Source organism: Bacillus sp. 103mf (assembly GCF_900116295.1).
Classification (GTDB): domain Bacteria; phylum Bacillota; class Bacilli; order Bacillales; family Bacillaceae_G; genus Bacillus_A; species Bacillus_A bruguierae.
Genome location: NZ_FPAF01000001.1, coordinates 732,992 through 756,302, shown reverse-complemented (window position 1 = coordinate 756,302; position 23,311 = coordinate 732,992). Strand labels below are relative to the sequence as shown.

Below are 23,311 nucleotides of genomic sequence, written 5' to 3'. Positions count from 1 at the left end.
TAGAGCGGGGTAAAAAGGATTTAGGAGGGTGTTAAAATGGCTGAAGTAAAAGCAAAACGCCATGAAGAGCTTGGGTTAAGCGACGAGCAAGTATTAGAAATGTATCGCACGATGTTACTCGCACGTAAAATTGACGAGCGTATGTGGTTATTAAACCGTGCAGGGAAAATTCCGTTTGTAATTTCTTGTCAAGGACAAGAAGCTGCACAGGTAGGAGCAGCATTTGCACTTGATCGTGAAAAAGACTACGCATTGCCGTATTATCGTGATATGGGTGTCGTGTTAGCGTTTGGTATGACAGCGAGAGAGCTTATGTTATCCGGATTTGCAAAAGCAGAAGATCCAAACTCTGGCGGACGTCAAATGCCTGGACACTTTGGACAAAAGAAAAATCGCATCGTAACAGGTTCTTCACCAGTTACAACACAAGTACCACATGCAGTAGGTATTGCGCTAGCAGGAAAGATGGAAGGAAAAGACTTAGTAACATTTGTTACATTTGGTGAAGGTTCTTCCAACCAAGGTGATTTCCATGAGGGTGCAAACTTTGCTGGGGTACACAAATTACCTGTTATTTTCATGTGTGAAAATAATAAATATGCAATCTCTATCCCTGTTGAAAAACAATTAGCATGTAAAAATGTATCTGACCGTGCAATTGGTTATGGTATGCCAGGATATACAGTAGACGGAAATGACCCGCTTGAAGTATATAAAGCTGTAAAAGAAGCAGCAGATCGCGGACGCCGTGGTGAAGGTCCAACATTAATTGAAACGGTATCTTATCGTTTAACAGCACACTCTAGTGATGACGATGATCGTGTTTACCGTGACCGAGAAGAAGTAGAAGAAGCAAAGAAAAAAGATCCAATCTATACATTTGCAAATTACTTACAAGAAGTAGGCATTTTAACAGAGGAATCTGAAAAACAAATGTTAGATGACGTAATGCATATCGTAAACGAAGCAACAGAATATGCAGAAAATGCTCCGTATGCAGATCCAGAGTCTGCATTAAAGCACGTATACGCGGAATAAGGGGGAACGTTTCATGGCTGTAATGTCTTATATTGACGCGATTACATTAGCAATGCGCGAGGAAATGGAACGCGATGAAAAAGTATTTGTATTAGGAGAAGACGTTGGTAAAAAAGGCGGCGTATTTAAAGCGACAAATGGATTATATGATCAATTTGGTGAAATGCGCTCGCTTGATACACCGCTTGCAGAATCTGCAATTGCTGGGGTAGCAATCGGTGCAGCAATGTATGGAATGCGCCCAATTGCAGAAATGCAATTTGCTGACTTCATTATGCCAGCGGTTAACCAAATTGTTTCCGAAGCAGCAAAAATTCGTTACCGCTCTAACAATGATTGGACTTGCCCGGTAACAATTCGTGCACCATTTGGCGGCGGTGTTCACGGTGCATTGTATCATTCTCAATCTGTAGAAGCGCTGTTTGCAAACCAACCTGGTTTAAAAATTGTAATTCCTTCTACACCATATGATGCAAAAGGTTTATTAAAAGCAGCAATTCGTGATGAAGATCCAGTATTGTTCTTTGAACATAAACGTGCATATCGCTTAATTAAAGGTGAAGTGCCGGAAGATGATTATGTATTACCAATTGGAAAAGCAGACGTAAAACGTGAAGGTGATGACATTACTGTTATCACATATGGATTATGTGTTCACTTTGCTCTTCAAGCTGCTGAAAAATTAGCACAAGATGGCATTTCTGCTCACGTTCTTGATTTACGTACTGTATATCCATTAGATAAGGAAGCAATTATTGAAGCGGCTTCAAAAACAGGTAAAGTTCTTCTTGTAACGGAAGATAATAAAGAAGGAAGCATTATGAGTGAAGTAGCGGCAATTATCGCTGAAAATTGCTTATTTGATCTTGATGCACCAATTGCTCGTCTTGCAGGTCCAGACGTTCCAGCAATGCCATATGCACCAACAATGGAAAAATTCTTTATGGTGAATCCAGATAAAGTTGAAAAAGCAATGCGCGAACTTGCGGAATTTTAATCGGGGGGACTATACATGGCTGTAGAAAAAATTACAATGCCTCAGCTTGGGGAGAGTGTAACAGAAGGTACAATTAGTAAATGGCTTGTTTCTGTTGGTGATCACGTAAATAAATATGATCCGCTTGCAGAGGTAATGACAGATAAAGTAAACGCAGAAGTACCTTCCTCTTTTAGCGGGGTTGTTACAGAATTAATCGCTGGCGAAGGTGATACATTAGCTGTCGGTGAAGTAATTTGTATGATTCAAGTTGAGGGAGCAAATGAAGTAGCCGCAACAGCTGTAGAAGAGAAAACTGAAGAGGCGCCAAAAGCAGAGGCAGTTGCACCGCTATCCGCACCGGCACCGAAAGTAAAGCAACCAACTGATGGTAAACCGCGTTTTTCGCCAGCTGTATTAAAACTTGCAGGTGAACATAATATTGACTTAGATGCAGTAGTAGGCACGGGAGCAAATGGTCGTATTACACGCAAAGATATTTTAACATTAGTTGAATCTGGAAATATTCCACAAGCAGGTGCGAAGAAAGAAGCTGCACCAATTGCACCAGCAGCTCCAGCTGCACCAAAAGCTGCGCCAGCACCAGCAGCTCCTAAAGCAGAAGCGGCAAAACCGGTATCTGTACCAACAATGCCTGGAGATATTGAAATCCCAGTGACTGGTGTACGTAAAGCAATTGCTGCAAACATGCTGCGCAGTAAACATGAAGCACCACATGCTTGGATGATGATTGAAGTGGATGTAACAGATCTTGTTTCATACCGTAATTCAATTAAAGGTGAATTTAAAAAGCGTGAAGGCTTTAATTTAACATTCTTTGCATTCTTCGTAAAAGCTGTTGCACAGGCTTTAAAAGAATACCCACAAATTAATTCTATGTGGGCTGGCGATAAAATTGTTCAGAAGAAAGATATTAACCTTTCTATCGCAGTTGCAACTGACGATGAATTATTCGTTCCAGTTATTAAACATGCTGATGAAAAAACAATTAAAGGTATTGCTCGTGAAATTACTGAGCTTGCAACGAAAGTACGTACGAAATCATTAAAAGCTGACGAAATGCAAGGTGGAACATTTACGATTAATAACACAGGATCATTTGGTTCTGTTCAATCTATGGGTATTATTAACTATCCACAAGCAGCAATTTTACAAGTAGAATCTATCGTAAAACGTCCAGTAATTATGGATAACGGTATGTTCGGTGCACGTGATATGGTTAACCTATGCCTATCTCTTGACCACCGCGTATTAGACGGATTCATTTGCGGTAAGTTCTTAGGACGCGTAAAAGAAATTCTTGAAAACACATCTGCAGATAATACTTCTGTATATTAATAATAAAAAAGCTCGCTAATCGGCGGGCTTTTTTATGTACACAAATCCACTTTAATTTTTCGCCATATAAGTCGCTGCATGCAGAATACATCATGCTCTGAACTCGCATTCTCCCTTTGTTTTCTACTTTGGACGTGGCAGAAATAAGCCATGACTGCTTCTATGCATGGCCAGATGCACTTGCCCATCTAAAAAAGAGTTTTATATATGTCTTTTTCCCCCTTTTATATACTGAGGTACAGTTTTTTTACATAGACAATATAGATAAACGCAAACTAAAAGGATGACTTTTAGTAAGGGGTGCCATCTATTATGCATATGCACATATTTGAAGGAGCGAAGCATCTTTCGAGTTTCGAGTGGATGCTCCGTGCTATATTGGCATATATGTTTTTAATTATTGTGGCAAAAGCGATGGGACAACGCTCTATTGCTCAGCTTCGTTTTTTAGATCTTATTCTCGTGCTATTATTAGAGGGAAATTTATCGAATGCATTGTCTGATGAAAAAATAGGTCTTTTTGGTTCTATGATTACATCGTTTATTCTTGTCGTACTTCATATAGTAAGTTCTATTTTGACATTAAAGTGGGATCGGTGGAGACGATTTTTAGAGCCTGCACCCATTATTCTTATACATAATGGTTCCGTTCAGTTTAATAATTTAAAGAAAGCGCGGATTACAGTAGAGTATGTATTTTCTGAGCTGCGATTGCAAGGTATTACGGATATTCAAACAGTCAAACTAGCCTTATGGGAAGCGAGTGGAGTCGTTTCTGTATTTCAGTACGCAGCATATGAAAAAGTTTCTCGAAAAGATATGAAAATATACGCTGAACAATCACCTATTACATTTATCTTAATAAAGAACGGGAATATCCAAAAGGATGTTCTCTCTTTATTAGAAAAAACAGAAGAGTGGGTAAAAGACGAGTTAAAGCAGAAAGTACCGATTCAATCCATTCAATTAGCAACAGTAGATGAAAAGGGGCAAATAAATATTTTGCTTAAAAAGTAAAATAATGATCATTTTTCCATTTTATACATATGATACAATGGTGTGGACAAGGAAATAAAAAGAAAGGTTTGTGAAAATGGGATATGTGGAGGAATTACGAAAAGTAGTTGGTCATCGTCCGTTAATTTTAGTCGGTTCAGTTGTTCTTGTATTGAATAAAAATGAGGAAGTGTTATTACAACAAAGACAAGAACCGCATGGAAAATGGGGACTTCCTGGTGGATTAATGGAGCTGCGAGAATCACCAGAAGAAACTGCATACCGTGAAGTGTATGAAGAGACCGGTATTCATGTGAAGAATTTGCAGCTCATTAATGTGTTCTCAGGTGCAAAACATTTTGTGAAACTAGCAAACGGTGACGAGTTTCAAGCAGTAACGACTGCATATTATACGCATGATTATGAAGGAGAACCTACTGTAAACAAGGATGAAGCAATACAATTAAAGTTTTTTTCGATTACAGAATTGCCAGAGTATATTGTAGGATCGCATAAAAGAATGATTGAAGTATATACAGAAATGATACAAAATAAGTGAAAATTGTAATATAATGGTGATAGAGATGCGAAAACACAGTTCTGGTTGGTAGTCCAGACGCATAATTTTTTTATGTCAGTAACCTTCCCCTCCGGGATGTCCAGCATTTCTGAATAAGTTTGTAAGGGAGGGGCTGTCAGTGAAATTGACAGTATATCATGACGGTCAGTATTTTGTAGGAATGATTGAACGAGAAGAAAATGGGAAGTTGTATGCAGTACGGCATATTTTTGGTACTGAACCGTCTGATGAAGAAGTGCTTTTGTTTGTAAATGATACGTTGTTACCGTATTTTAATCGCTTTGCTAAATGCGGAGTAGAGATGAAACAGCAAAAGCGTCCGAAAAATGTAAAACGCATGATTCGGCAAGCAGCAAGGGAATTAAAAACTTCAAAATTTACGAAAGCACAAGAAGCTATTCAGTTATCGTATGAAGTGCATAAAAGAGAGAAGCAAGTGCAATCGAAAGAAATACGAGAAATAGAAAAACGGAAAAAACGTGCCTTAAAAGTGCAAAAAGCGAAACAGAAGCATCGTGGTCATTAAGAAAAACGTCTTCGAGCAAGGTCTTGAAGACGTTTTTTAGTGAATCATGGCTACAAAGAAAGTAAGTTTACTTGTATTTTCGAAATGGTTATTGGTAAGATACAGATAGAGATATGTGAGGAGGGAAAGCTTTGATTAACTTCAACTTTTTTATGAATGACGTTGTTCGTCAAGCGCGCGAAGAAATCGTAGCAGCTGGTTATGCAGAATTAACAACGCCAGAAGCTGTAGAGGAAGCATTGCAAAAGAAAGGTACAACACTTGTAATGGTAAACTCTGTATGCGGCTGTGCAGGGGGAATTGCTCGTCCAGCAGCAGCTCATTCTATTCATTATGATAAACGTCCAGATCATCTTGTTACTGTGTTTGCAGGTCAAGATAAAGAGGCAACAGCACGTGCTCGTGAATATTTTGAAGGATATCCACCATCTTCGCCATCGTTTGCACTATTGAAAGATGGAAAGATTGTAACGATGGTTGAGCGTCATGAGATTGAAGGCCATGAGCCAATGCAAGTTATTGCTAAATTACAATCGTACTTTGAAGAACATTGTGATGAAATGTAATATACGTTTTTAGAACCGTTAAGAATGTGATCTTAACGGTTCTTTTTTTATACATAATTCAAGTTGTTTATGCATTGAATTATACAGTATATACCGGTTTATTTACGCTATAAAAAGAAAATTAATTTATTTTTATTTTATTTATTGCATAAAAATAAATTTGTTGTTACAATACATTCATCGAATAAAAATTCTATAAAACATATAAATATACATTAACTAGGAGGGAAAGTAATGAAGAAGTTTTTATCAATTTCAGTTGCACTTATTTTAATCATGAGTATATTCACTGCTTGTAGTAAGGGTGGAAATGCAGGAAGTGATAATAAAAAGAAAGTGTTAGTTATGGGAACGTCTGCAGATTACAAACCGTATGAATATGTAGATGCAAAGAAGAGTGAAGACATTATCGGTTTTGATATCGATGTTATGAACTATATTAGTAAAGAATTAGGTTACAAAGTTAAAATTAAAGATATGGATTTTGGTGGATTGTTAGCATCATTAGAGGCTGGGAAAGTTGACTTTATCATGGCTGGAATGACACCGACAGCAGAGCGTAAGAAAAATGCAGATTTTACAGATATTTATTTTGTCGCTAAAAATGTAATCATTTCTAAAGAAGGTTCAAATATTACAACATTGCAAGATCTACAAAGAAAAAAAGTAGGAGTACAAACAGGATCTATCCAAGAAGAAAAGGCGAAAGATTTACAAAAACAAGTATCGTTCCAATCTGAAGGACGTGATCGTGTACCAGAACTAATTCAAGAAATTCAAGCAGGGCGTTTTGATGCAATTATTTTAGAAGATACAGTAGCAAAAGGATATTTAGAAAAAAATAAAGAGTTAAAGAGTGTGGAAATTCCAGAAGCTGCAGATGAAGCTGGTTCAGCAATTGCGCTTCCGAAAAATAGTGATAAGACAGCGGAGTTTAATAAAGTAATTAAGAAAATGAAAGAAAATGGAGAAATGGATAAATTAGTGAAGAAATGGTTTGGCGGCGAGAAATAAGCCGCCTTTCCATATTCTAGGGAGGACTGACTTAGGATGAACTTGGATTTTTCGCAAATAACGCCTTCAATACCATATATATTAAAAGGTTTAGAAGTAACATTAAAGATTGTAGCTGTCGCTTCTTTACTTGGTTTTGCGCTAGGGACGTTATTAGCGCTTTGTAAAATTGCTAGAATAAAAGTTTTAAGTATAATTGCTGATTTTTATACATCTCTTTTCCGCGGTACACCGCTTGTACTACAATTAATGCTTATTTATTACGGTCTTCCGCAAATTACAGGATATGATATTTCAGCATTTTTAGCAGCTGTGTTAGCATTTAGCTTAAATTCAGGCGCATACATGTCAGAAGTGATTCGTGCTGGAATTCAAGCAGTTGATAAAGGACAAACAGAAGCGGCAATGGCACTTGGTATTCCATATGGAAAAATGATGCGAAATATTATTTTACCGCAAGCATTAAAAAATATATTACCTGCATTAGTAAACGAATTTGTTACATTAACGAAAGAGTCCGCGGTAGTTACTGTAATCGGTGCAACAGATTTAATGCGCCGTGCGTATATTGTTGGCGGCGAGACATTGTCTTATTTTGAACCGCTATTGTTTGTCGGGATGATTTATTACATTCTTGTTATGATTCTTACATTCGTTGGGAAAGCAGTTGAAGGGAGAATGAAGAAAAGTGATTAAAATTAAAGACCTTCACAAATCATTTGGAAATAACGAAGTATTAAAAGGTATTACAACAACAATTGGACAAGGCGAAGTCGTAGCAATTATTGGGCCATCTGGTTCAGGGAAATCAACATTTTTACGTTGCATGAATTTACTAGAAGAACCAACGAGCGGACAAATTTGTATTGGTGATCAGGAGGTAACGAATCCTAATACAAACATTATGGAAGTTCGTCAGCATGTTGGAATGGTGTTTCAACATTTTCACTTATTTCCTCATATGACAGTGTTAGAAAATATTACGTATGCTCCTCTTACTGTAAAAGGTACTACGAAGGAAGATGCGGTAAAAAAAGCTGAAGAATTATTAGAAAAAGTGGGATTACTTGAGAAAAAGGATGCTTATCCAAATCGCCTTTCTGGTGGACAAAAACAGCGTGTTGCAATTGCAAGAGCATTAGCAATGGAACCGGACGTTATGCTATTTGATGAACCGACTTCAGCGCTGGATCCAGAGATGGTGAAAGAAGTATTAGAGGTTATGAAATCTCTTGCAACGACAGGAATGACGATGGCAATCGTTACGCACGAAATGGGTTTTGCAAAAGAAGTAGCCGATCGTGTTCTCTTTTTAGATGGTGGAAAACTTGTAGAAGACGCGAAGCCAGAGCAATTTTTTACAGCGCCGGAAAGCAAACGTGCTCAAGAGTTTTTGCAAAAAATGTTGTAACATGTAAACGTTACGTGAATAATAAGGGAAAAAGGATGACATTGTATCATCCTTTTCTTTATACTTAAGTTGAAAGTAGTTCTTACATAATAGGAGCGTTAACATGTTTAAAATTGGATATCGAACAGTGAAAACAGCAGCTGGAACTGCCTTGGCTGTGTGGATTGCTCAATTACTTCATTTGGAGTTTTATAGCTCAGCCGGCATTCTTGTCATTTTATGTGTACAAAATACAAAAAGAAAATCATTAGAAGTATCTATTCATCGCTTTTTAGCTTGTTTACTTTCTATGGTATTTGCATTTTTTATTTTTGAATCAATAGGATATACACCGTTAGCAATTGGGGTTTTATTACTTCTGTTTATTCCTAGTGCGGTTATGCTTAAGATTCAAGAGGGGATTGTTACAAGCTCTGTTATTGTTTTTCATTTATATTCACTGCAAAAAATTACATGGCCCATTGTTGGAAATGAGATTGCGATTTTAACGGTTGGAATTAGTGTTGCTTTGCTAATTAATTTGTACATGCCGAGCGTTGAAAGCGAGTTAAAAGAGTATCAACAAAAAGTAGAATCTAATTTTAAGACGATTCTATTTGAAATGGCTGCCTATTTAAGAAACCGTGATAGTGTGTGGAATGGAAAAGAGCTAATTGAAACGGAAACATTACTTGAGAGGGCAAAAGAAGTATCTTTTATAAAGCTGGAAAATCGGTTTATGCGTGAAGATGATTATTACTATCGTTATTTTCAAATGCGCCAGCAACAGTATGGAATTTTAGAAAGAGTTATGCCACTAGTTGCTTCGTTATCTTGGTCATATGAACAAGCGGGTATGGTGGCGGATGTAATTGAAAATGTCGGGAATGCAATTCGCCCCAAAAGTACAGGGGTTATATCATTAAGACAGCTTCAAGAGATGCGAGAAATCTTTCGAGAAATGCCGCTTCCAGAAACACGAGAAGAATTTGAAACGCGTGCTAAGCTCGTTCAGCTCGTCTATGAAATAGAGCAATTTTTACTCATTAAAAGTCGATTTATAGGGAAATATAACATCAAAGAATTAATATAAGAAGGACGGAATGAGTTATGCCATATCTTCTTTCATTCATTTTATTTATTTCCCTATCGCCTCTTTGGCCGCTCGGTGATAATCCGCGTGTTGGCGATCCGCTTATTATCGTTAATAAACAAACGAACCGACTTGCATATATTCATGATGGAAAGATACAAAATACATTTCCAGTTGCAACAGGTAAAACGAATGATTTAACGCCAGAAGGTACATTTGATGTTGTGATGAAGGCGAAAAATCCGTATTATATTGCGAAGAATATTCCAGGTGGTTCACCGGCAAATCCGCTCGGTTCAAGATGGATAGGTTTTAATGCCCGAGGTACAGATGGTAGTAAATATGGGATACACGGAACAAATCAGCCAAGCTCCATTGGCAAGTACATTTCGCAAGGGTGCATTCGAATGCACAAAAAAGATGTAGAGTATTTGTACGATCGTATTCCCATTGGAACAAAAGTATGGATTGTGAAATCAAAAAAATCATTTGAGCAACTTGCGAAAGAAAAGGGTGCAATTGCTTACGAAGAAAGCCAACAGTATATGTTGGCTTTTTGTCATATTATATCTTGTCTTGACATGTTTACATATAACATGCGTTAATGATGATAACATAAAGTGAAACTTCCATCAGTGGGGGGAGCTTCATCCCCCCACTGATGGTTAGCCCGTCCAATCGGGCTTTTACGGGCAGTTTCTTCCTTGCTTCTCTCTGAAGTCTTACTGCCGGCGAATAGCGGGATAAAGTGAAACTTCCATCAGGAGAACTAGTACTGCTCGTGAATACAGTATAAATAAAGGTTATGTGAAAAGGAGTTGCTGTTATGTATACGAATAATAGACTACCATACATTCAGTTCTTAATTGGTGCTCTTGCAATTATTACTTTCATATTGGCAACTTTTAATATATGTCCATTTTCATTATCTGTCTTTTCTATTTCTCTTCTTAATTTTACTTTTGCATTAAGTGCTTTTTATGAGCAGCAATATGCAAACTTTGTTCTTTCGCTTGGAATGGGAATTGCATTTAGTATTACAGGACTTATTATTATGGCAACATAAAAAGGGGAGAATATCCCCCCTTTTTTTTACCAAAACATACTTATGCCAGTAAGTAATGTTGTGACAAGCATGGAAATTAACATGACATAAACCATAATTTTTTGCATTTTTTTACTCATCATGATCGATCCTCCTTGCGAATCTCCTCAATCCTATTGTATATACAAACGAAATTTGGTACAAGGGTCTATTAAGAGACATTTTCTGCATAAATCTATTTTCATTTTTCAACATATAAGTCGTTGCTATGTAGTAATCATGACCTGCACTTGTTTCCTTCTTTCGTTTTCACCCTCGTACGTGGCAGAAAAAGGCTCTGACCGCTTCTATGCATGGCCAGGTGCTCTCGCCAACTTAAAAAGAGTTTTTATACACAGGGCTTAACCTGTAAAGTTTGAATTGTATAATTAGCAAGGAAAAGCTTCAACTAAGTAAAATTTTACTTTATATATCTTCTCCTTCGAAACTTTTCCAGAATTCTGTTATAATAGTCATTGTTACATACATAACAGGAGGCGCATTCTCATGATTAATCAAGAACGTTTAGTGAATGAATTTATGGAACTTGTGCAAGTAGACTCTGAAACAAAATACGAAGCTGAGATTTGCAAAGTGTTAAAAGAAAAATTCTCTTCTTTAGGCGTTGAAGTATTTGAAGATGATACAATGGGTGAGACTGGTCACGGTGCTGGTAACTTAGTTTGTACATTACCAGCAACAAAAGAAGGAGTAGATACAATCTACTTTACTTCTCATATGGATACAGTTGTTCCTGGTAAAGGAATTAAGCCTTCTATTCAAGATGGTTATATCGTATCTGACGGTACAACAATTTTAGGTGCTGATGATAAAGCTGGGCTTGCATCTATGTTTGAAGCAATTCGAGTGTTAAAAGAGAAAAACATTGCGCACGGAAAAATAGAATTCATCATTACAGTTGGTGAAGAATCTGGTCTTGTTGGTGCAAAAGCATTAGATCGTGAACGCATTACAGCAAAATATGGTTATGCATTAGACAGCGATGGAAAAGTTGGGGAAATCGTTGTTGCAGCACCAACGCAAGCGAAAGTAAATGCAATTATTCGCGGTAAAACAGCTCACGCTGGTGTAGCACCAGAAAAAGGTGTATCTGCAATTACAATTGCAGCAAAATCCATTGCAAAAATGCCACTTGGCCGCATTGATTCTGAAACAACTGCGAATATCGGTCGTTTTGAAGGTGGTACACAAACAAATATCGTTTGTGACTATGTAGAAATCTTTGCTGAAGCACGTTCTTTAGTAGACGAAAAAATGCAAGAGCAAGTTCGTAAAATGAAAGAAGCATTTGAATCTACAGCTAAAGAAATGGGCGGAGAAGCAGAAGTAGAAGTAAAAGTAATGTACCCAGGATTTAAATTTGCTGATGGCGATCATGTTGTAGAAGTTGCGAAACGTGCTGCTGAAAAAATCGGTCGTACACCATCTCTTCACCAAAGCGGTGGCGGTAGCGATGCAAACGTAATTGCGGGTCACGGTATTCCAACAGTAAACTTAGCAGTTGGTTATGAAGAAATTCATACAACAAACGAAAAAATTCCTGTTGAAGAATTAGTGAAAACAGCAGAGATGGTTGTTGCGATTATTGAGGAAGTAGCGAAGTAATCAAAAAATTGGCCAAGTTGAAACGCATGGGTAAATGACCCATGCGTTTTCTTATTACTTTACGTAAATGTTTTTCAACTATATAAACATAAGTTGAAAAAACGATATATACAAACCCTTTTCTTTTTAGATGGGCAAGAGCATCTGGCCATGCATAGTAGCGGTCAGGGCCTTTTCCTGTCGCGGGAAAGAGCTAAAACAAAGAGAGAAAACGAGTACAGGTCAATTTTTTCTCCATAGCAGCGACTTTTACGTCGAAAAATTAAAATGGATTCGTATAGCTTAACAATGCAATAGTTCTTTTAGTGTTTTTACATTTTGATGATAGATTTGCGGGGAAGGCCAATTTTTGTAGTCGTTAGGTAATGGAATCGTTTCAATCTCGTTGTTTTTTTGTGCAATTGCAGTTAAGTTATGTATATAATCGATTACTTGTAAGAAATTAATCTTTGTACCTACCGAGCCATGACCTGGTATGGCTATATCAATATCCATTCTTTCAACCTCTTTTAAAATATGAATCCAATTTTGCGGATTTGATTCTTCAAAAAATGTAGGATGGCAATCAACAAATAATAAATCACCCATGAATATTACTTTATCTTCTGGAATATACAGCATAGCATCGCAATGAGAATGTCCGTCGCCTAATGTGAAAAGCTTTGCACTGCGCTTCGTTCCATGGAAGATGACTTCATCTATAAATGTTTGTTGTGGTAGTACTAACTCTAGTGTAGGTAATGAGATTTCTAGTTCACTTAAAAAATTAATTTGATGTTCTAAGTTCATATCATAAGTTTGCGTTAATTGATCCTGTAAAGATTGAATATAATTTTTTAGACCATGAATATCATTTTTTTGTTTATTGATTCGTGATGGATGAGCAGTTTTCATTTTGTCGTATGTCATTTGACTTGAAATAATGGTACTTTCCTTAAACGTTTGGTTCCCCCGAATGTGGTCTCCGTGCCAATGACTATTTATTACCCACGTAACGGGCTTATTTGTTATCGTTTCTGCTGCATATTTTAAATCTTCAGAAGCTTGTTGTGTATTAAATGTATCAAAAACAATAGTTGTATCCCCTAAATCAATAAAACCAGCATTTGCTGCAGCACCGCCACCTTCTTTTGCAATTGCTGCATATATCCCGTTACGAATTTTTTCGAGTCTAAAATGTTTGCTATCAAATGTTTCATTCATTTTCTTCTCTCCTTAAAAGTGTTAGCTATTTTGATTCTACTGCCTTCACAAGGCGAATAAACCAGTACAGAAAAATCCATGGAAGAATGTACAAAGTCGAAAATGACAGTAGAGACGAAAGAAGCCCATAAGCATCAATGCCTATGATTGGAAGTAGGAAATAGATGAGCAACAAAAAGAAAATAACTAGTAAAATTAGATAAAGTGGTTTTAGATGTGTAGTCATTTCTTCTTTTTACCTCCCCCTTAGATTTCGTATGTAGGCATACTTCTATATAGTAACGATTCCATCCTTTCAAATATTGATTTTTTTACAATGTTTTTGATAAAATAAGAACAAACGTTCCTTTGGTGGTGAGAAAGATGCGTGAAATGTATCCGAAAAATGGTCGTGTCATTTTGCATGTTGATATGAATTGTTTTTATGCATCGGTTGAAATTGCCCATGATGCATCGCTGCAAGGAAAACCATTAGCGATAGCTGGTAATGTGAAAGAACGAAAAGGCATTATTGTAACTTGTAGTTATGAAGCAAGAGCGAAAGGAGTTCGTGCAACAATGCCTGTTTGGGAAGCAAAGCGGTTATGTCCGGAACTCATTATAAAACATCCAAACTTTGAGTTATATCGGGAGGCTTCTTTTACGTTGTTTCAAATTCTGGCACGATTTACAGAAAAAATTCAACCAGTCTCAATCGATGAAGGGTATTTAGATATTACAGATTGCTACGGGCTCGGGTCACCGTTAGAAATTGCTCAAATGATTCAACAAACACTACTCACAGAATTACAGCTTCCATGCAGCATTGGGATTGCTCCGAACTTATTTCTAGCTAAAACAGCCTCTGATATGAAAAAGCCTCTAGGTATTACAGTACTTCGTAAACGTGATATACAAGAGTTGCTTTGGCCGCTTCCAGTTGAAAAAATGCATGGAATCGGAAAGAAAACAGCAGAAAAATTAAAAGATGTACATATACATACGATTGGGGATTTAGCTACTGGAAAAGCCCCTATTATTCGTTCTGTCATTGGAAATCATGGATTGGATTTACAAAAACGTGCAAACGGTATCGATAATAGAGATGTTGATCCAAGTCAAATGGGGCAATATAAAACGATCGGAAATTCTATAACGCTGCCAAAAGATGTTGATGAAGAGAAGGAGTTGTTAAGTACGTTAGAGCGCTTGTCTCAATCTGTCAGCCGAAGATTACAAAAACGTACTCTTGTTACATATAATATTCAAATCACGATTAAATACTATAATCGCCGAACGATTACCCGCAGTAAAATGTTAGAAAATGCAATTTGGGAATGGTCGGACATTTTTCAGGCGACAATACGGCTATGGAAAAAACATTGGGATGGTGACCCTGTTCGATTACTTGGAATAACCGCTTGTGAATTAGAATGGAAAACAGAAGCAATTAAGCAGCTTGATTTATTTTCATTTGAAGAAGATGCGAAGGCAGAACCGCTTTTGACAGTGATGGAGCAATTAAATAATAAATATGGAGCGAAGGTTATTCAGCACGGTAGTCAATTGTTTCGGCAGCAAGAGAGAACATTTCAACAAAAATTAGAGAATAAATTCACATGAAAGCCCCCTTTCCTTTTAGGGGAGGACGAGAGCATCTGGCCGTGCGTAGAAGCGGTCAGGGCCTTTTCCTGCCACATGCGAGGTTTAAAACAAATGGAGGAAGCAAGTGAAGGTCATGTTGTATTTTGCATAACCATGACTTATCTGTCGAAAAATTAAAATGTATTTATATAAGACAAAACCTCGCATGTGGTATCTCCTGCGAGGTTTTTAGTATAATTGTTCTTCTTAAGAAACGTAATAAATTTATTAACCGTGTTTAATTAGTATCAGTTATACTAGTATTTTTTTTGCTTATTGGGAGTTATTTCATTAGCAATTTCCATATTTGTTAAATTTAAATTCATCGGCATAACTGTTCTATTTTGCAGGCCTCGAAAGAACCGCTGAAACGGTCGCATCATATTGGTGTTTCGGCTTGCTGCTAAACCAAAAATTGTTCCTATACTTAGTAAAGAAATCCAAATCCAATTTCTATTATTTCGTCTATTTCTAAACAATTGAAACACTCGCTGAGTTCCTCTTCCAAAAGTGAATAATGATATGAACCAATTTAGAATATTCATGTTCGACTCCTTGTAGAAAAATTTAGGAATAGATAATTAGCCTCATTCCGCATGATTTATATTGCGATATTTATAGGAATTTATGATGGCAACTTATGTTAATATATTTTCTGCTTCTTTCTTAAATATTTTTTATTGAAATATGCAAAATATATTCATCACGCATTAATCGATAGTAAAATTTTCATCCCATAAGAGCCTTCACAAATTATAAAAGAATTGCTAATGAAAGGATAACGTTAAAAACGGCATTATACTTTTAGCTAATGTCTAAAAAACAAAAGGCAATGAGGTGATTACATATATGCCAATGTTGGGTGTGGACGGTAGCAGTCTATACTATACTGTAAAGGGAAACGGGATTCCTATTGTTTTTATTCATCCTCCTGTTCTCACTTCTGTAAATTTTGAGTACCAAGTAGAAGAGTTAGCTCAAAAGTTTCAAGTTATTACTTTTGATATTAGAGGTCACGGAAGAAGTCAGTCTTCAAAACAATCGCTAACTTATCCATTGATTGTTGAAGATATTAGGTGTTTATTGGATCATTTGAACATCAAGAGAGCATTCATATGCGGGTATTCAACTGGAAGTTCGATTGCATTGGAATTTTTGTTGAATTATGCCGAAAGGTCCTTAGGGGGTATTCTAATCGGAGGGATGTCAGAGGTAAAGGATAACTATCTAAAGAATAAAATTTCTTTAGGTATGACACTTGCAAAAGCACGAGCTATTCATGTTTTAGCGTTGTCCATTGCATGGAGCAATTCGAATACACAGAAATTATTCATAAAGATGTTTACAGAAGCGCGAAAAGGAAATGCGAAAAATATCGAACAATATTACCGTTATAGTTTGTATTATAATTGTACAAATCAACTTAGAAAGATTAAGCTTCCTGTTTTGTTAGTTTATGGTAAGGAAGATAAACCATTTTACGGTTATGCGAAGCTATTGTATGAAAAATTGCCATGTAATAAATTAAATTTTATTAATAATGTAAAGCATCAAATTCCTACAAAAGCAGCGAGAGATTTAAATGAAATGATTAAGCAATTTGCGACAATACATGACAATTGATAGGCATTTTGTATTTATCACTCATATGCTCTTGTCACCCCCTAAAAAGACAGGAGGTTTTTTAACTTGTATATATAGATTAACTTTTAGGGATTTTTTCAAAATGATAGATCCGTGATTTGTATGCATTATAATTCAAAAATGGTGCCTGTTTAGGTACTTCACTTTGTGTTTAAACAAAGCGTTTTGTTTATCCCAACATAAAAAGGTATCGGAAGCCGATACCTTTTTTATGTTTTATATAGAAGGGATTTCGTAAATTACAATGTCTGTATTGGTTGGAGTAGAAATTCGTTGTGCATAATATGTGATGGAAGAAGGGATGTATTCTGGTACGGTTTGAACTGTATGCAATGCTATATATTCATGAATTAACTCTTTTAACGTAGACCATTGTAATTCTGCTGGTTTTTCAGAAATAAATAAACTTACCCAACGATCAAAAGAAGAAGAAAAGTCAGTTTGTAAACGAAATGCTTCTTTCATTGTTTTAGCCACCTTCTATAAATGATGATATTATTTTACTACAAAACACGAATGAATGTGATTTTTTTGTTGTTAACGTTCGTTTTATATAGTTGTCTATATGAGCGATTCGTACAAAGTTGATTTGCCATTTTTGTATATATTCCGTAAGATAATGATAGAGATTATGAAATGCTTGGAGGATGCAACGTGGAATTTGTGTTTTTAGGAACAGGAGCTGGCGTTCCTGCAAAAGGAAGAAACGTATCAGCAATAGCTTTGCAATTATTGGAAGAGAGAGGTGAAACGTGGCTATTTGACTGCGGTGAGGCAACTCAGCATCAAATTTTACATACATCAGTGCGTCCGCGTCGCATTGAGAAAATATTTATTACTCATTTACATGGGGATCATATTTTTGGACTGCCAGGTTTGTTAGGAAGCCGTTCTTTTCAAGGAGGGACAACGCCGTTAACTGTATATGGTCCAAAAGGAATTAAACAGTTTGTTGAAGTCGCATTGGCAGTAAGTACAACACATGTGAAATATCCACTAGAGATTATCGAAATTACCGAAGAAGGTATTGTATATGAAGATAAACAATTTCTTGTGGAAATGAAGCGATTATCACACGGTATTGAATGTTTTGGCTATCGCATTGTCGAAAAAGATATTCCAGGGCATCTTCTTGTAGATAAATTATTAGAAGAAGGAATTAAACCAGGGCCAATCTTTAAGCGTTTAAAAGATGGAGAAACAGTAGAACTTGAGGATGGACGTGTACTTTGCGGGCAGGATTTCATCGGACCACCACAAAAAGGCCGAATTATTACAATTTTAGGAGATACACGTTATTGCGAAGCGAGTATTCAATTAGCACAAGATGCTGATGTACTTGTACATGAAGCAACGTTCGGCGCAGAAGATTCACAGCAGGCTCACGATTATTATCATTCTACAACAGAACAAGCGGCAAATATTGCGTTGCAAGCAAATGTAAAACAAATGATTTTAACTCATATTAGTTCTCGCTATCAAGGGGAAGCATGTAAAATACTTCTTGAAGAAGCGAAGCGAGTATTTCCAAATACGGAAATTGCAGCGGATTTGAAACATTTTCTCATATCAAGATAATGAAAAAACAATGACAGAGGTATCCACTACATCTGTCATTGTTTTTTGTTATTCTCGCAAAACGGAGAAAAAACTTTAACAGTAGCATATGTGAAAAAGCATGTCCTTAATTTGAAATATTAAAAAACTTCAATTCTGCCAAAAAAGAGATATAATGAAAGCGTGTTCATTATATCTGTACAGTATAAGTTTATATTTTATTTATTTTTGTAAAAAAATGTAGTAAATCAAAAAGTGACAAGAGAGCTCTTATATATTATGATAGCTGATGGTGTGTATCAGTTTATTAAATGGATTCTATAAATTTATTAGTACAAATATACATATCCATTTTAAATTTCCAGCATATAAGTTGCTGCTATGCAGAATACAACATGACCGCTACTTGCTTTCTCCTTTTGTTTTCAACCTTGCATGTGGCAGAAAAAAGCCCTGACCGTTTCTATGCATGGCCAAGATGCTCTTGCCCGTCTAAAAAGAAAGAGAACTTTTATGTCGATTTTTTAATTTGTATTTATATAAAAAAGCAAAGAAAGCAGCAACTTAATAGATTATTAGTAAGTAACTTTTTCATAATGAAGATTTAGGGGGTACTGTTATGAAGTATCGTTCAGTTTTTGATATTATTGGCCCAGTTATGATCGGACCATCTAGTTCGCATACAGCAGGTGCAGCAAGAATGGGGCAAGTTGCTCGTCAGTTGTTTCGCTATGAACCTGAGAAAATTATCATTTCGTTATACGGTTCGTTCGCAAAAACATATCGAGGTCATGGTACTGATGTAGCACTTGTGGGGGGAATATTAGGGTTTGAAACGGATGATCCTCGGATTCCTCAAGCACTTGAAATTGCACAGGAACGCGGAATTGACGTCACATTTATTGAAGAGGAAGCACAAGCAATCCATCCAAATACAGCGAAAATTCGTTTGTATAAAGATGAGGATGAAATTGAAGTTGTTGCTTGTTCAATCGGCGGCGGGAAAATTGAAGTTGTAGAGCTCAATGGATTTGACTTGCAATTAACAGGTACAAGTCCAGCGCTTCTAATTGTAAATAATGATCGTTTCGGAACAATTGCTTCTGTTACATCTATTCTTGCAAAGCATGAAATTAATATTAGTATGATGAGTGTTTCACGTAAGGAAAAAGGAAGAAAAGCGCTAATGGTTATTGAAACAGATGAGTTGTTAGCAGATGAAATCATTGATGAAATTAAAGCGCAGCAAAATGTTTGTCAAGTAACAATTATGGATTAATAGCAGGGGGGACACAACATGTTTCGGAATGTAGCGGAACTAGTTGCACAAGCAGAAGAGCAAAATGTAAAAATTGCAGAGATTATGATTCAATGTGAAATGGAAACAAGAAACCTTTCTCGTGAAGTAGTAATCGCTGGTATGGAAAAAAACTTAGTTGTAATGGAAAAAGCAGTTGAACGCGGAATTCAAGGTGTGAAATCTCCGACTGGACTTACTGGTGGAGATGCAGTGAAAGTACAGGCGTATATGAAAAGTGGAAAAGGTTTGTCTGGGGATACAATTTTAGATGCAGTAAGTAAAGCTGTCGCAACGAATGAAGTAAATGCTGCAATGGGGATTATTTGTGCAACGCCAACAGCTGGTTCAGCGGGAACGGTACCAGGTGTGCTATTTGCATTAAAAGAAAAATTAAACCCAACGCGTGAAGAGATGATTGAATTTCTATTTACAGCGGGTGCATTTGGTATGGTTGTAGCGAACAACGCTTGCATTGCCGGGGCAGCTGGTGGGTGTCAAGCGGAAGTTGGTTCAGCAAGTGGAATGGCGGCTGCAGCTGCTGTTGAAATGGCTGGAGGTACACCAGAACAGGCAGCAACAGCAATGAGTATTGCACTTAAAAATATGCTTGGATTAGTATGTGATCCTGTTGCAGGACTTGTAGAAGTACCATGTGTAAAACGTAACGCAGCTGGTGCATCAAATGCCATGATTGCAGCTGATTTATCATTAGCTGGTGTAACGAGTATCATTCCGTGTGATGAAGTAATTGAAGCAATGTATCGCATCGGACAAACGATGCCAAGTGCGCTTCGTGAAACAGCAGAAGGCGGTCTTGCAGCAACGCCAACAGGACGTCGTCTACAGGAAGAAATTTTTGGGAAGAAAAGCGAATAAGGAAAAACCTTGCTTACTCAGCAAGGTTTTTTTATTTTTCATTTACAAACTTCTCCAACGTTTCACCAAGCTCGTGAGAACGTTTTGTTGCTTCTGTAATACATTGAATAAGTGCTTCTTGAAATTGAAAGCTTTTCAACACTTCAATGCCAGCTTCTGTCGTTCCTCCTGGTGATGTAATTTCTTTTCTTAATATAGAAGGGTGCTTTTCATTTGTTTTTAACATCTCTGCGGCGCCAATCATTGTTTGGAGAATAAGGGATTTTGCAACAGCTTCCTCTAAGCCGATTTGTTTTGCTGCGTTTTCCATTGCTTCCACAACGTAATAAATATAAGCTGGACCGCTTCCTGATAAAGCGGTGACAGCATGCATATGCTTTTCTTCTACAACAGATACAAGACCAATTGTTTCAAAAAGCGTTTTTGCGAGCATGATATGTTCTTCTTTTGCATGAACAGAAGGAGAAATGGCAGTAGCTGATTTTAAAATTGCTGATGATGTATTTGGCATTGCCCTAATAATAGGAACATTTTTTTTCAGTAAATTGACAATGGATGTTGTGGATACGCCTGCTAGCAATGAAATAATTAATTTATTCTTCGTAATGTAATCTCGTAATGGAGTAAGAGCTTCTACAACATCTTTTGGTTTCATTGCTAAAAATATAATGTCAGCGTTAGCGATCAGCTCTTTTTTATTATGTGTACCATGTACACCGTAACGGTGATGCAACTCTTGTAGTCTTCTTTTATTAGAGTGATTACTAACAGTAATCTGTTCTCCTTTTACAACTTGGGCTTGTAATAATCCAGCAATTGTAGCTTCGGCAATTGAGCCTGCACCGACAAAAGCAATTTTTTGTAATGACATGATGTGTCCCCCTTTATGTATATAAGAATAACTTATTAAATTTACATACATTCGGCTCTTCGTAGAAAATCCCTTCTTTTTATCTGAAAATAATGACAAATTTTCATGTTAGATGTAAACTGAAGGGAGATTCATTTTTTTGAAACGGTGAAATAGGGGAGGCATAAAGGTATGACAGTTATTCATAGAATGGAAATTCCTGTTCCATTTGCGGTAGAAATAGTTAACGTTTTTTTAGTAGAGGGAGAAACACTTACATTAATTGATACAGGAACGAATACAGAAGAAGCGAGATTAGCATTAGAGAAGCAACTAAATGCACTAGGATATAAGGTAGAAGATATTGAAACAGTTGTGCTGACGCACCATCATGCAGATCATTGCGGATTATTGGATATATTCTCTAATCAAACAAATATTGTGGGCCATCCGTGGAATGAACCGTGGATTACGCAAGATCCGCAATTTCTAAAGCGATATCAGCAATTCTTTTTAGAATCATCTAGACAATTTGGAGTTCCAGAAACATTTTTAAGACAAAGTGCATCGCTAACGAAAACAATGATATACTCCTGTAAACGTTCTCTTACACATACTGTAAGAGAAGGGGATGGCATTGCTTCGTTGCCGGAATTTACAGTGATTGAAACACCAGGGCATGCTTCTACCCATATTTCTTTATATCGTGAAAGGGATGGATTGCTAATTGGTGGTGATGCCTTAATTGGACATATTTCCTCTAATCCGATTTTAGAACCGCCATATGAAGGAGAAACAGAGCGAGCAAAGCCGATGCTGCAGTACAATGAAACATTAAAACGCTTAGCTCGTATGAATATTTCACGTGTTTTACCTGGGCATGGGGATGATATTATTGATGTGAAAAGATTGGTAAATGAGCGTCTACAAAAACAAGAGGCGCGTGCATTTAAAGTGTTAAATTTATTAAAGAAACAACCGATGACAGCATTTGAAGTGTGCGTTAAACTATTTCCTGTGCTATATGAAAAGCAGTTGCCGCTTACAATCTCTGAAACAGTTGGACAATTAGACTTTTTAGCATATAATCAACAGGTGATGATTGATAAGTCATCAAAGCAATGGATTTACTATGCAAAGTAGGTGACAGCCATGAATAGGCGCTTACAAGATAAAGTAATCGTCATAACAGGAGCTTCAAGTGGAATTGGGGAAGAGTTAGCAATGCAAGCAGCGGAGCGCGGTGCAATTCCTGTACTAATCGCTCGTACAGAAGAAAAATTACGAGCGCTCAAACAAAAAATCGAAACAACATATCATATTTCTTGTCATTATTATGTTTTGGATATAAGTAATGAAGAAGAAGTGGAACTTGTTTTTACACAAGTGCTTCAAGATATAGGGAGTATTGATATCTTAGTCAATAATGCTGGTTTTGGTGTGTTTAAAATGTTTGTCGATGCATCTGTGCAAGAAGTAAAGGATATGTTTGATGTAAATGTATTCGGTTTAGTAGCGTGTACAAAAGCAGTTTTACCTTATATGATTGAACGAAATAGTGGACATATTGTGAATATCGCTTCACTAGCAGGGAAAATTGCAACGCCGAAATCAAGTGCATATGCAGCAACGAAACATGCGGTGTTAGGGTTTACAAATAGCTTGCGCATGGAACTTGCAAATACAAACGTTACTGTAACAGCAATTAATCCAGGTCCAATTGATACAAACTTTCATACGATAGCTGATGAATCTGGTACATACGTAAAAAGTGTCGAACGTTACATATTAAAACCAAACTATGTAGCACAGCAAATTGTAAAAGCGATTGAAACAAAAAAACGTGAAGTGAATTTACCGAAATGGATGAGTTTAGGACCAATTGTCTTTTCCTTGTTTCCTGGTTTATTCGAACGTGTTGCTGGGAAATCATTAAGTAAAAAATAGGAGATTCTCAAAAAGAGAATCTCCTGTTTTTTTGTAAATACAAATTTAAAACAGGGCGTAAAA

The 23,311-nt window shown here is 36.7% G+C and carries 27 protein-coding genes; 21 read left to right on the top strand and 6 right to left on the bottom strand.

Going from position 1 to position 23,311, the window contains the following annotated elements; all coding sequences use genetic code 11:
• Positions 1 to 36 precede the first annotated feature (36 nt).
• The 13 genes from bfmBAA to BM350_RS03740 all read left to right on the top strand — a co-directional run bounded on the left by bfmBAA (position 37) and on the right by BM350_RS03740 (position 10,604).
• On the top strand, positions 37 to 1,038 hold the full coding sequence (bfmBAA, locus tag BM350_RS03800; protein WP_090913940.1) for a 3-methyl-2-oxobutanoate dehydrogenase subunit alpha: 1,002 nt from the start codon (positions 37 to 39) through the stop codon (positions 1,036 to 1,038).
• A gap of 13 nt (positions 1,039 to 1,051) precedes the next feature.
• Positions 1,052 to 2,035, top strand: a complete 984-nt coding sequence (gene bfmBAB / locus BM350_RS03795) for a 3-methyl-2-oxobutanoate dehydrogenase subunit beta (protein WP_090913942.1) — start codon at positions 1,052 to 1,054, stop codon at positions 2,033 to 2,035.
• A gap of 15 nt (positions 2,036 to 2,050) precedes the next feature.
• Complete coding sequence (locus tag BM350_RS03790; RefSeq protein ID WP_090913943.1) at positions 2,051 to 3,373, top strand: dihydrolipoamide acetyltransferase family protein; 1,323 nt, start codon at positions 2,051 to 2,053, stop codon at positions 3,371 to 3,373.
• A gap of 312 nt (positions 3,374 to 3,685) precedes the next feature.
• Complete coding sequence (locus BM350_RS03785) at positions 3,686 to 4,390, top strand: DUF421 domain-containing protein (protein WP_139207610.1); 705 nt, start codon at positions 3,686 to 3,688, stop codon at positions 4,388 to 4,390.
• Between the two features lie 76 nt (positions 4,391 to 4,466).
• Positions 4,467 to 4,928: an NUDIX hydrolase gene (locus BM350_RS03780; protein WP_090913945.1), complete on the top strand. Its 462-nt coding sequence runs from the start codon at positions 4,467 to 4,469 to the stop codon at positions 4,926 to 4,928.
• A gap of 139 nt (positions 4,929 to 5,067) precedes the next feature.
• Complete coding sequence (locus BM350_RS03775) at positions 5,068 to 5,475, top strand: YjdF family protein (RefSeq protein WP_090913947.1); 408 nt, start codon at positions 5,068 to 5,070, stop codon at positions 5,473 to 5,475.
• 152 nt (positions 5,476 to 5,627) lie between these two features.
• The gene (locus tag BM350_RS03770; protein WP_139207623.1) at positions 5,628 to 6,041 is read left to right on the top strand and encodes a BrxA/BrxB family bacilliredoxin; all 414 of its coding nucleotides are present in this window, start codon (positions 5,628 to 5,630) and stop codon (positions 6,039 to 6,041) included.
• 234 nt (positions 6,042 to 6,275) lie between these two features.
• Positions 6,276 to 7,055, top strand: a complete 780-nt coding sequence (locus BM350_RS03765) for a transporter substrate-binding domain-containing protein (RefSeq protein WP_090913951.1) — start codon at positions 6,276 to 6,278, stop codon at positions 7,053 to 7,055.
• A 36-nt stretch (positions 7,056 to 7,091) separates the two neighbouring features.
• Positions 7,092 to 7,751, top strand: a complete 660-nt coding sequence (locus BM350_RS03760; protein WP_090913953.1) for an amino acid ABC transporter permease — start codon at positions 7,092 to 7,094, stop codon at positions 7,749 to 7,751.
• Positions 7,744 to 8,466 carry an amino acid ABC transporter ATP-binding protein gene (locus BM350_RS03755; RefSeq protein ID WP_090913955.1) on the top strand — a complete coding sequence of 241 codons (723 nt, stop codon included), beginning with the start codon at positions 7,744 to 7,746 and terminating at the stop codon, positions 8,464 to 8,466. Before BM350_RS03760 ends, BM350_RS03755 begins: the two co-directional genes overlap by 8 nt.
• A gap of 103 nt (positions 8,467 to 8,569) precedes the next feature.
• Positions 8,570 to 9,538, top strand: coding sequence for an aromatic acid exporter family protein (locus BM350_RS03750; RefSeq protein ID WP_090913957.1), 969 nt, complete (start codon positions 8,570 to 8,572; stop codon positions 9,536 to 9,538).
• A gap of 17 nt (positions 9,539 to 9,555) precedes the next feature.
• On the top strand, positions 9,556 to 10,143 hold the full coding sequence (locus tag BM350_RS03745) for a L,D-transpeptidase (protein ID WP_090913959.1): 588 nt from the start codon (positions 9,556 to 9,558) through the stop codon (positions 10,141 to 10,143).
• A gap of 221 nt (positions 10,144 to 10,364) precedes the next feature.
• Positions 10,365 to 10,604: a DUF3894 domain-containing protein gene (locus BM350_RS03740; protein ID WP_090913961.1), complete on the top strand. Its 240-nt coding sequence runs from the start codon at positions 10,365 to 10,367 to the stop codon at positions 10,602 to 10,604.
• 26 nt (positions 10,605 to 10,630) lie between these two features.
• Here the strand turns inward: BM350_RS03740 and prli42 are convergent, their stop codons facing one another.
• Entirely contained in the window at positions 10,631 to 10,723 is a 93-nt protein-coding gene (prli42, locus tag BM350_RS26750) for a stressosome-associated protein Prli42 (RefSeq protein ID WP_090914459.1), read from the bottom strand.
• Positions 10,724 to 11,129: 406 nt separating this feature from the next.
• Here prli42 and BM350_RS03730 point away from each other — a divergent pair, with 406 nt between their 5' ends.
• Positions 11,130 to 12,248 (top strand): tripeptidase T, encoded by a 1,119-nt coding sequence (locus tag BM350_RS03730; RefSeq protein ID WP_090913962.1) that lies wholly within the window; start codon positions 11,130 to 11,132, stop codon positions 12,246 to 12,248.
• Positions 12,249 to 12,530: 282 nt separating this feature from the next.
• On the opposite strand, the gene BM350_RS03725 is transcribed toward BM350_RS03730, so the two are convergent.
• Positions 12,531 to 13,451: an MBL fold metallo-hydrolase gene (locus BM350_RS03725; RefSeq protein ID WP_090913964.1), complete on the bottom strand. Its 921-nt coding sequence runs from the start codon at positions 13,449 to 13,451 to the stop codon at positions 12,531 to 12,533.
• Between the two features lie 25 nt (positions 13,452 to 13,476).
• Complete coding sequence (locus tag BM350_RS27985; RefSeq protein ID WP_090913966.1) at positions 13,477 to 13,677, bottom strand: hypothetical protein; 201 nt, start codon at positions 13,675 to 13,677, stop codon at positions 13,477 to 13,479.
• 137 nt (positions 13,678 to 13,814) lie between these two features.
• On the opposite strand from BM350_RS27985, the gene BM350_RS03715 reads away from it, so the two are divergent.
• Positions 13,815 to 15,053 carry a DNA polymerase IV gene (locus BM350_RS03715; protein WP_090913968.1) on the top strand — a complete coding sequence of 413 codons (1,239 nt, stop codon included), beginning with the start codon at positions 13,815 to 13,817 and terminating at the stop codon, positions 15,051 to 15,053.
• Positions 15,054 to 15,331: 278 nt separating this feature from the next.
• On the opposite strand, the gene BM350_RS03710 is transcribed toward BM350_RS03715, so the two are convergent.
• Positions 15,332 to 15,619 carry a hypothetical protein gene (locus tag BM350_RS03710; protein WP_090913969.1) on the bottom strand — a complete coding sequence of 96 codons (288 nt, stop codon included), beginning with the start codon at positions 15,617 to 15,619 and terminating at the stop codon, positions 15,332 to 15,334.
• Between the two features lie 304 nt (positions 15,620 to 15,923).
• Between BM350_RS03710 and BM350_RS03705 the strand changes: the two genes are divergently transcribed.
• On the top strand, positions 15,924 to 16,697 hold the full coding sequence (locus tag BM350_RS03705; RefSeq protein ID WP_090913971.1) for an alpha/beta fold hydrolase: 774 nt from the start codon (positions 15,924 to 15,926) through the stop codon (positions 16,695 to 16,697).
• A 237-nt stretch (positions 16,698 to 16,934) separates the two neighbouring features.
• Here BM350_RS03705 and BM350_RS03700 read toward each other — a convergent pair whose 3' ends face one another.
• Positions 16,935 to 17,183: a DUF3932 family protein gene (locus BM350_RS03700; protein WP_090913973.1), complete on the bottom strand. Its 249-nt coding sequence runs from the start codon at positions 17,181 to 17,183 to the stop codon at positions 16,935 to 16,937.
• 189 nt (positions 17,184 to 17,372) lie between these two features.
• Between BM350_RS03700 and rnz the strand changes: the two genes are divergently transcribed.
• From rnz to sdaAA, 3 genes are all read left to right on the top strand, one after another.
• Complete coding sequence (gene rnz / locus BM350_RS03695) at positions 17,373 to 18,296, top strand: ribonuclease Z (protein ID WP_090913975.1); 924 nt, start codon at positions 17,373 to 17,375, stop codon at positions 18,294 to 18,296.
• Positions 18,297 to 18,894: 598 nt separating this feature from the next.
• Positions 18,895 to 19,554, top strand: coding sequence for an L-serine ammonia-lyase, iron-sulfur-dependent subunit beta (gene sdaAB / locus BM350_RS03690; RefSeq protein WP_090913977.1), 660 nt, complete (start codon positions 18,895 to 18,897; stop codon positions 19,552 to 19,554).
• An 18-nt stretch (positions 19,555 to 19,572) separates the two neighbouring features.
• Entirely contained in the window at positions 19,573 to 20,451 is an 879-nt protein-coding gene (gene sdaAA, locus BM350_RS03685) for an L-serine ammonia-lyase, iron-sulfur-dependent, subunit alpha (RefSeq protein WP_090913979.1), read from the top strand.
• 31 nt (positions 20,452 to 20,482) lie between these two features.
• Here the strand turns inward: sdaAA and proI are convergent, their stop codons facing one another.
• The gene (proI, locus tag BM350_RS03680) at positions 20,483 to 21,322 is read right to left on the bottom strand and encodes a pyrroline-5-carboxylate reductase ProI (RefSeq protein WP_090913981.1); all 840 of its coding nucleotides are present in this window, start codon (positions 21,320 to 21,322) and stop codon (positions 20,483 to 20,485) included.
• Between the two features lie 171 nt (positions 21,323 to 21,493).
• On the opposite strand from proI, the gene BM350_RS03675 reads away from it, so the two are divergent.
• Together BM350_RS03675 and BM350_RS03670 are read left to right on the top strand one after the other, a co-directional pair.
• Positions 21,494 to 22,444, top strand: coding sequence for an MBL fold metallo-hydrolase (locus tag BM350_RS03675; RefSeq protein WP_090913983.1), 951 nt, complete (start codon positions 21,494 to 21,496; stop codon positions 22,442 to 22,444).
• A gap of 9 nt (positions 22,445 to 22,453) precedes the next feature.
• On the top strand, positions 22,454 to 23,248 hold the full coding sequence (locus tag BM350_RS03670) for an SDR family oxidoreductase (RefSeq protein WP_090913984.1): 795 nt from the start codon (positions 22,454 to 22,456) through the stop codon (positions 23,246 to 23,248).
• Positions 23,249 to 23,311: the final 63 nt, after the last annotated feature.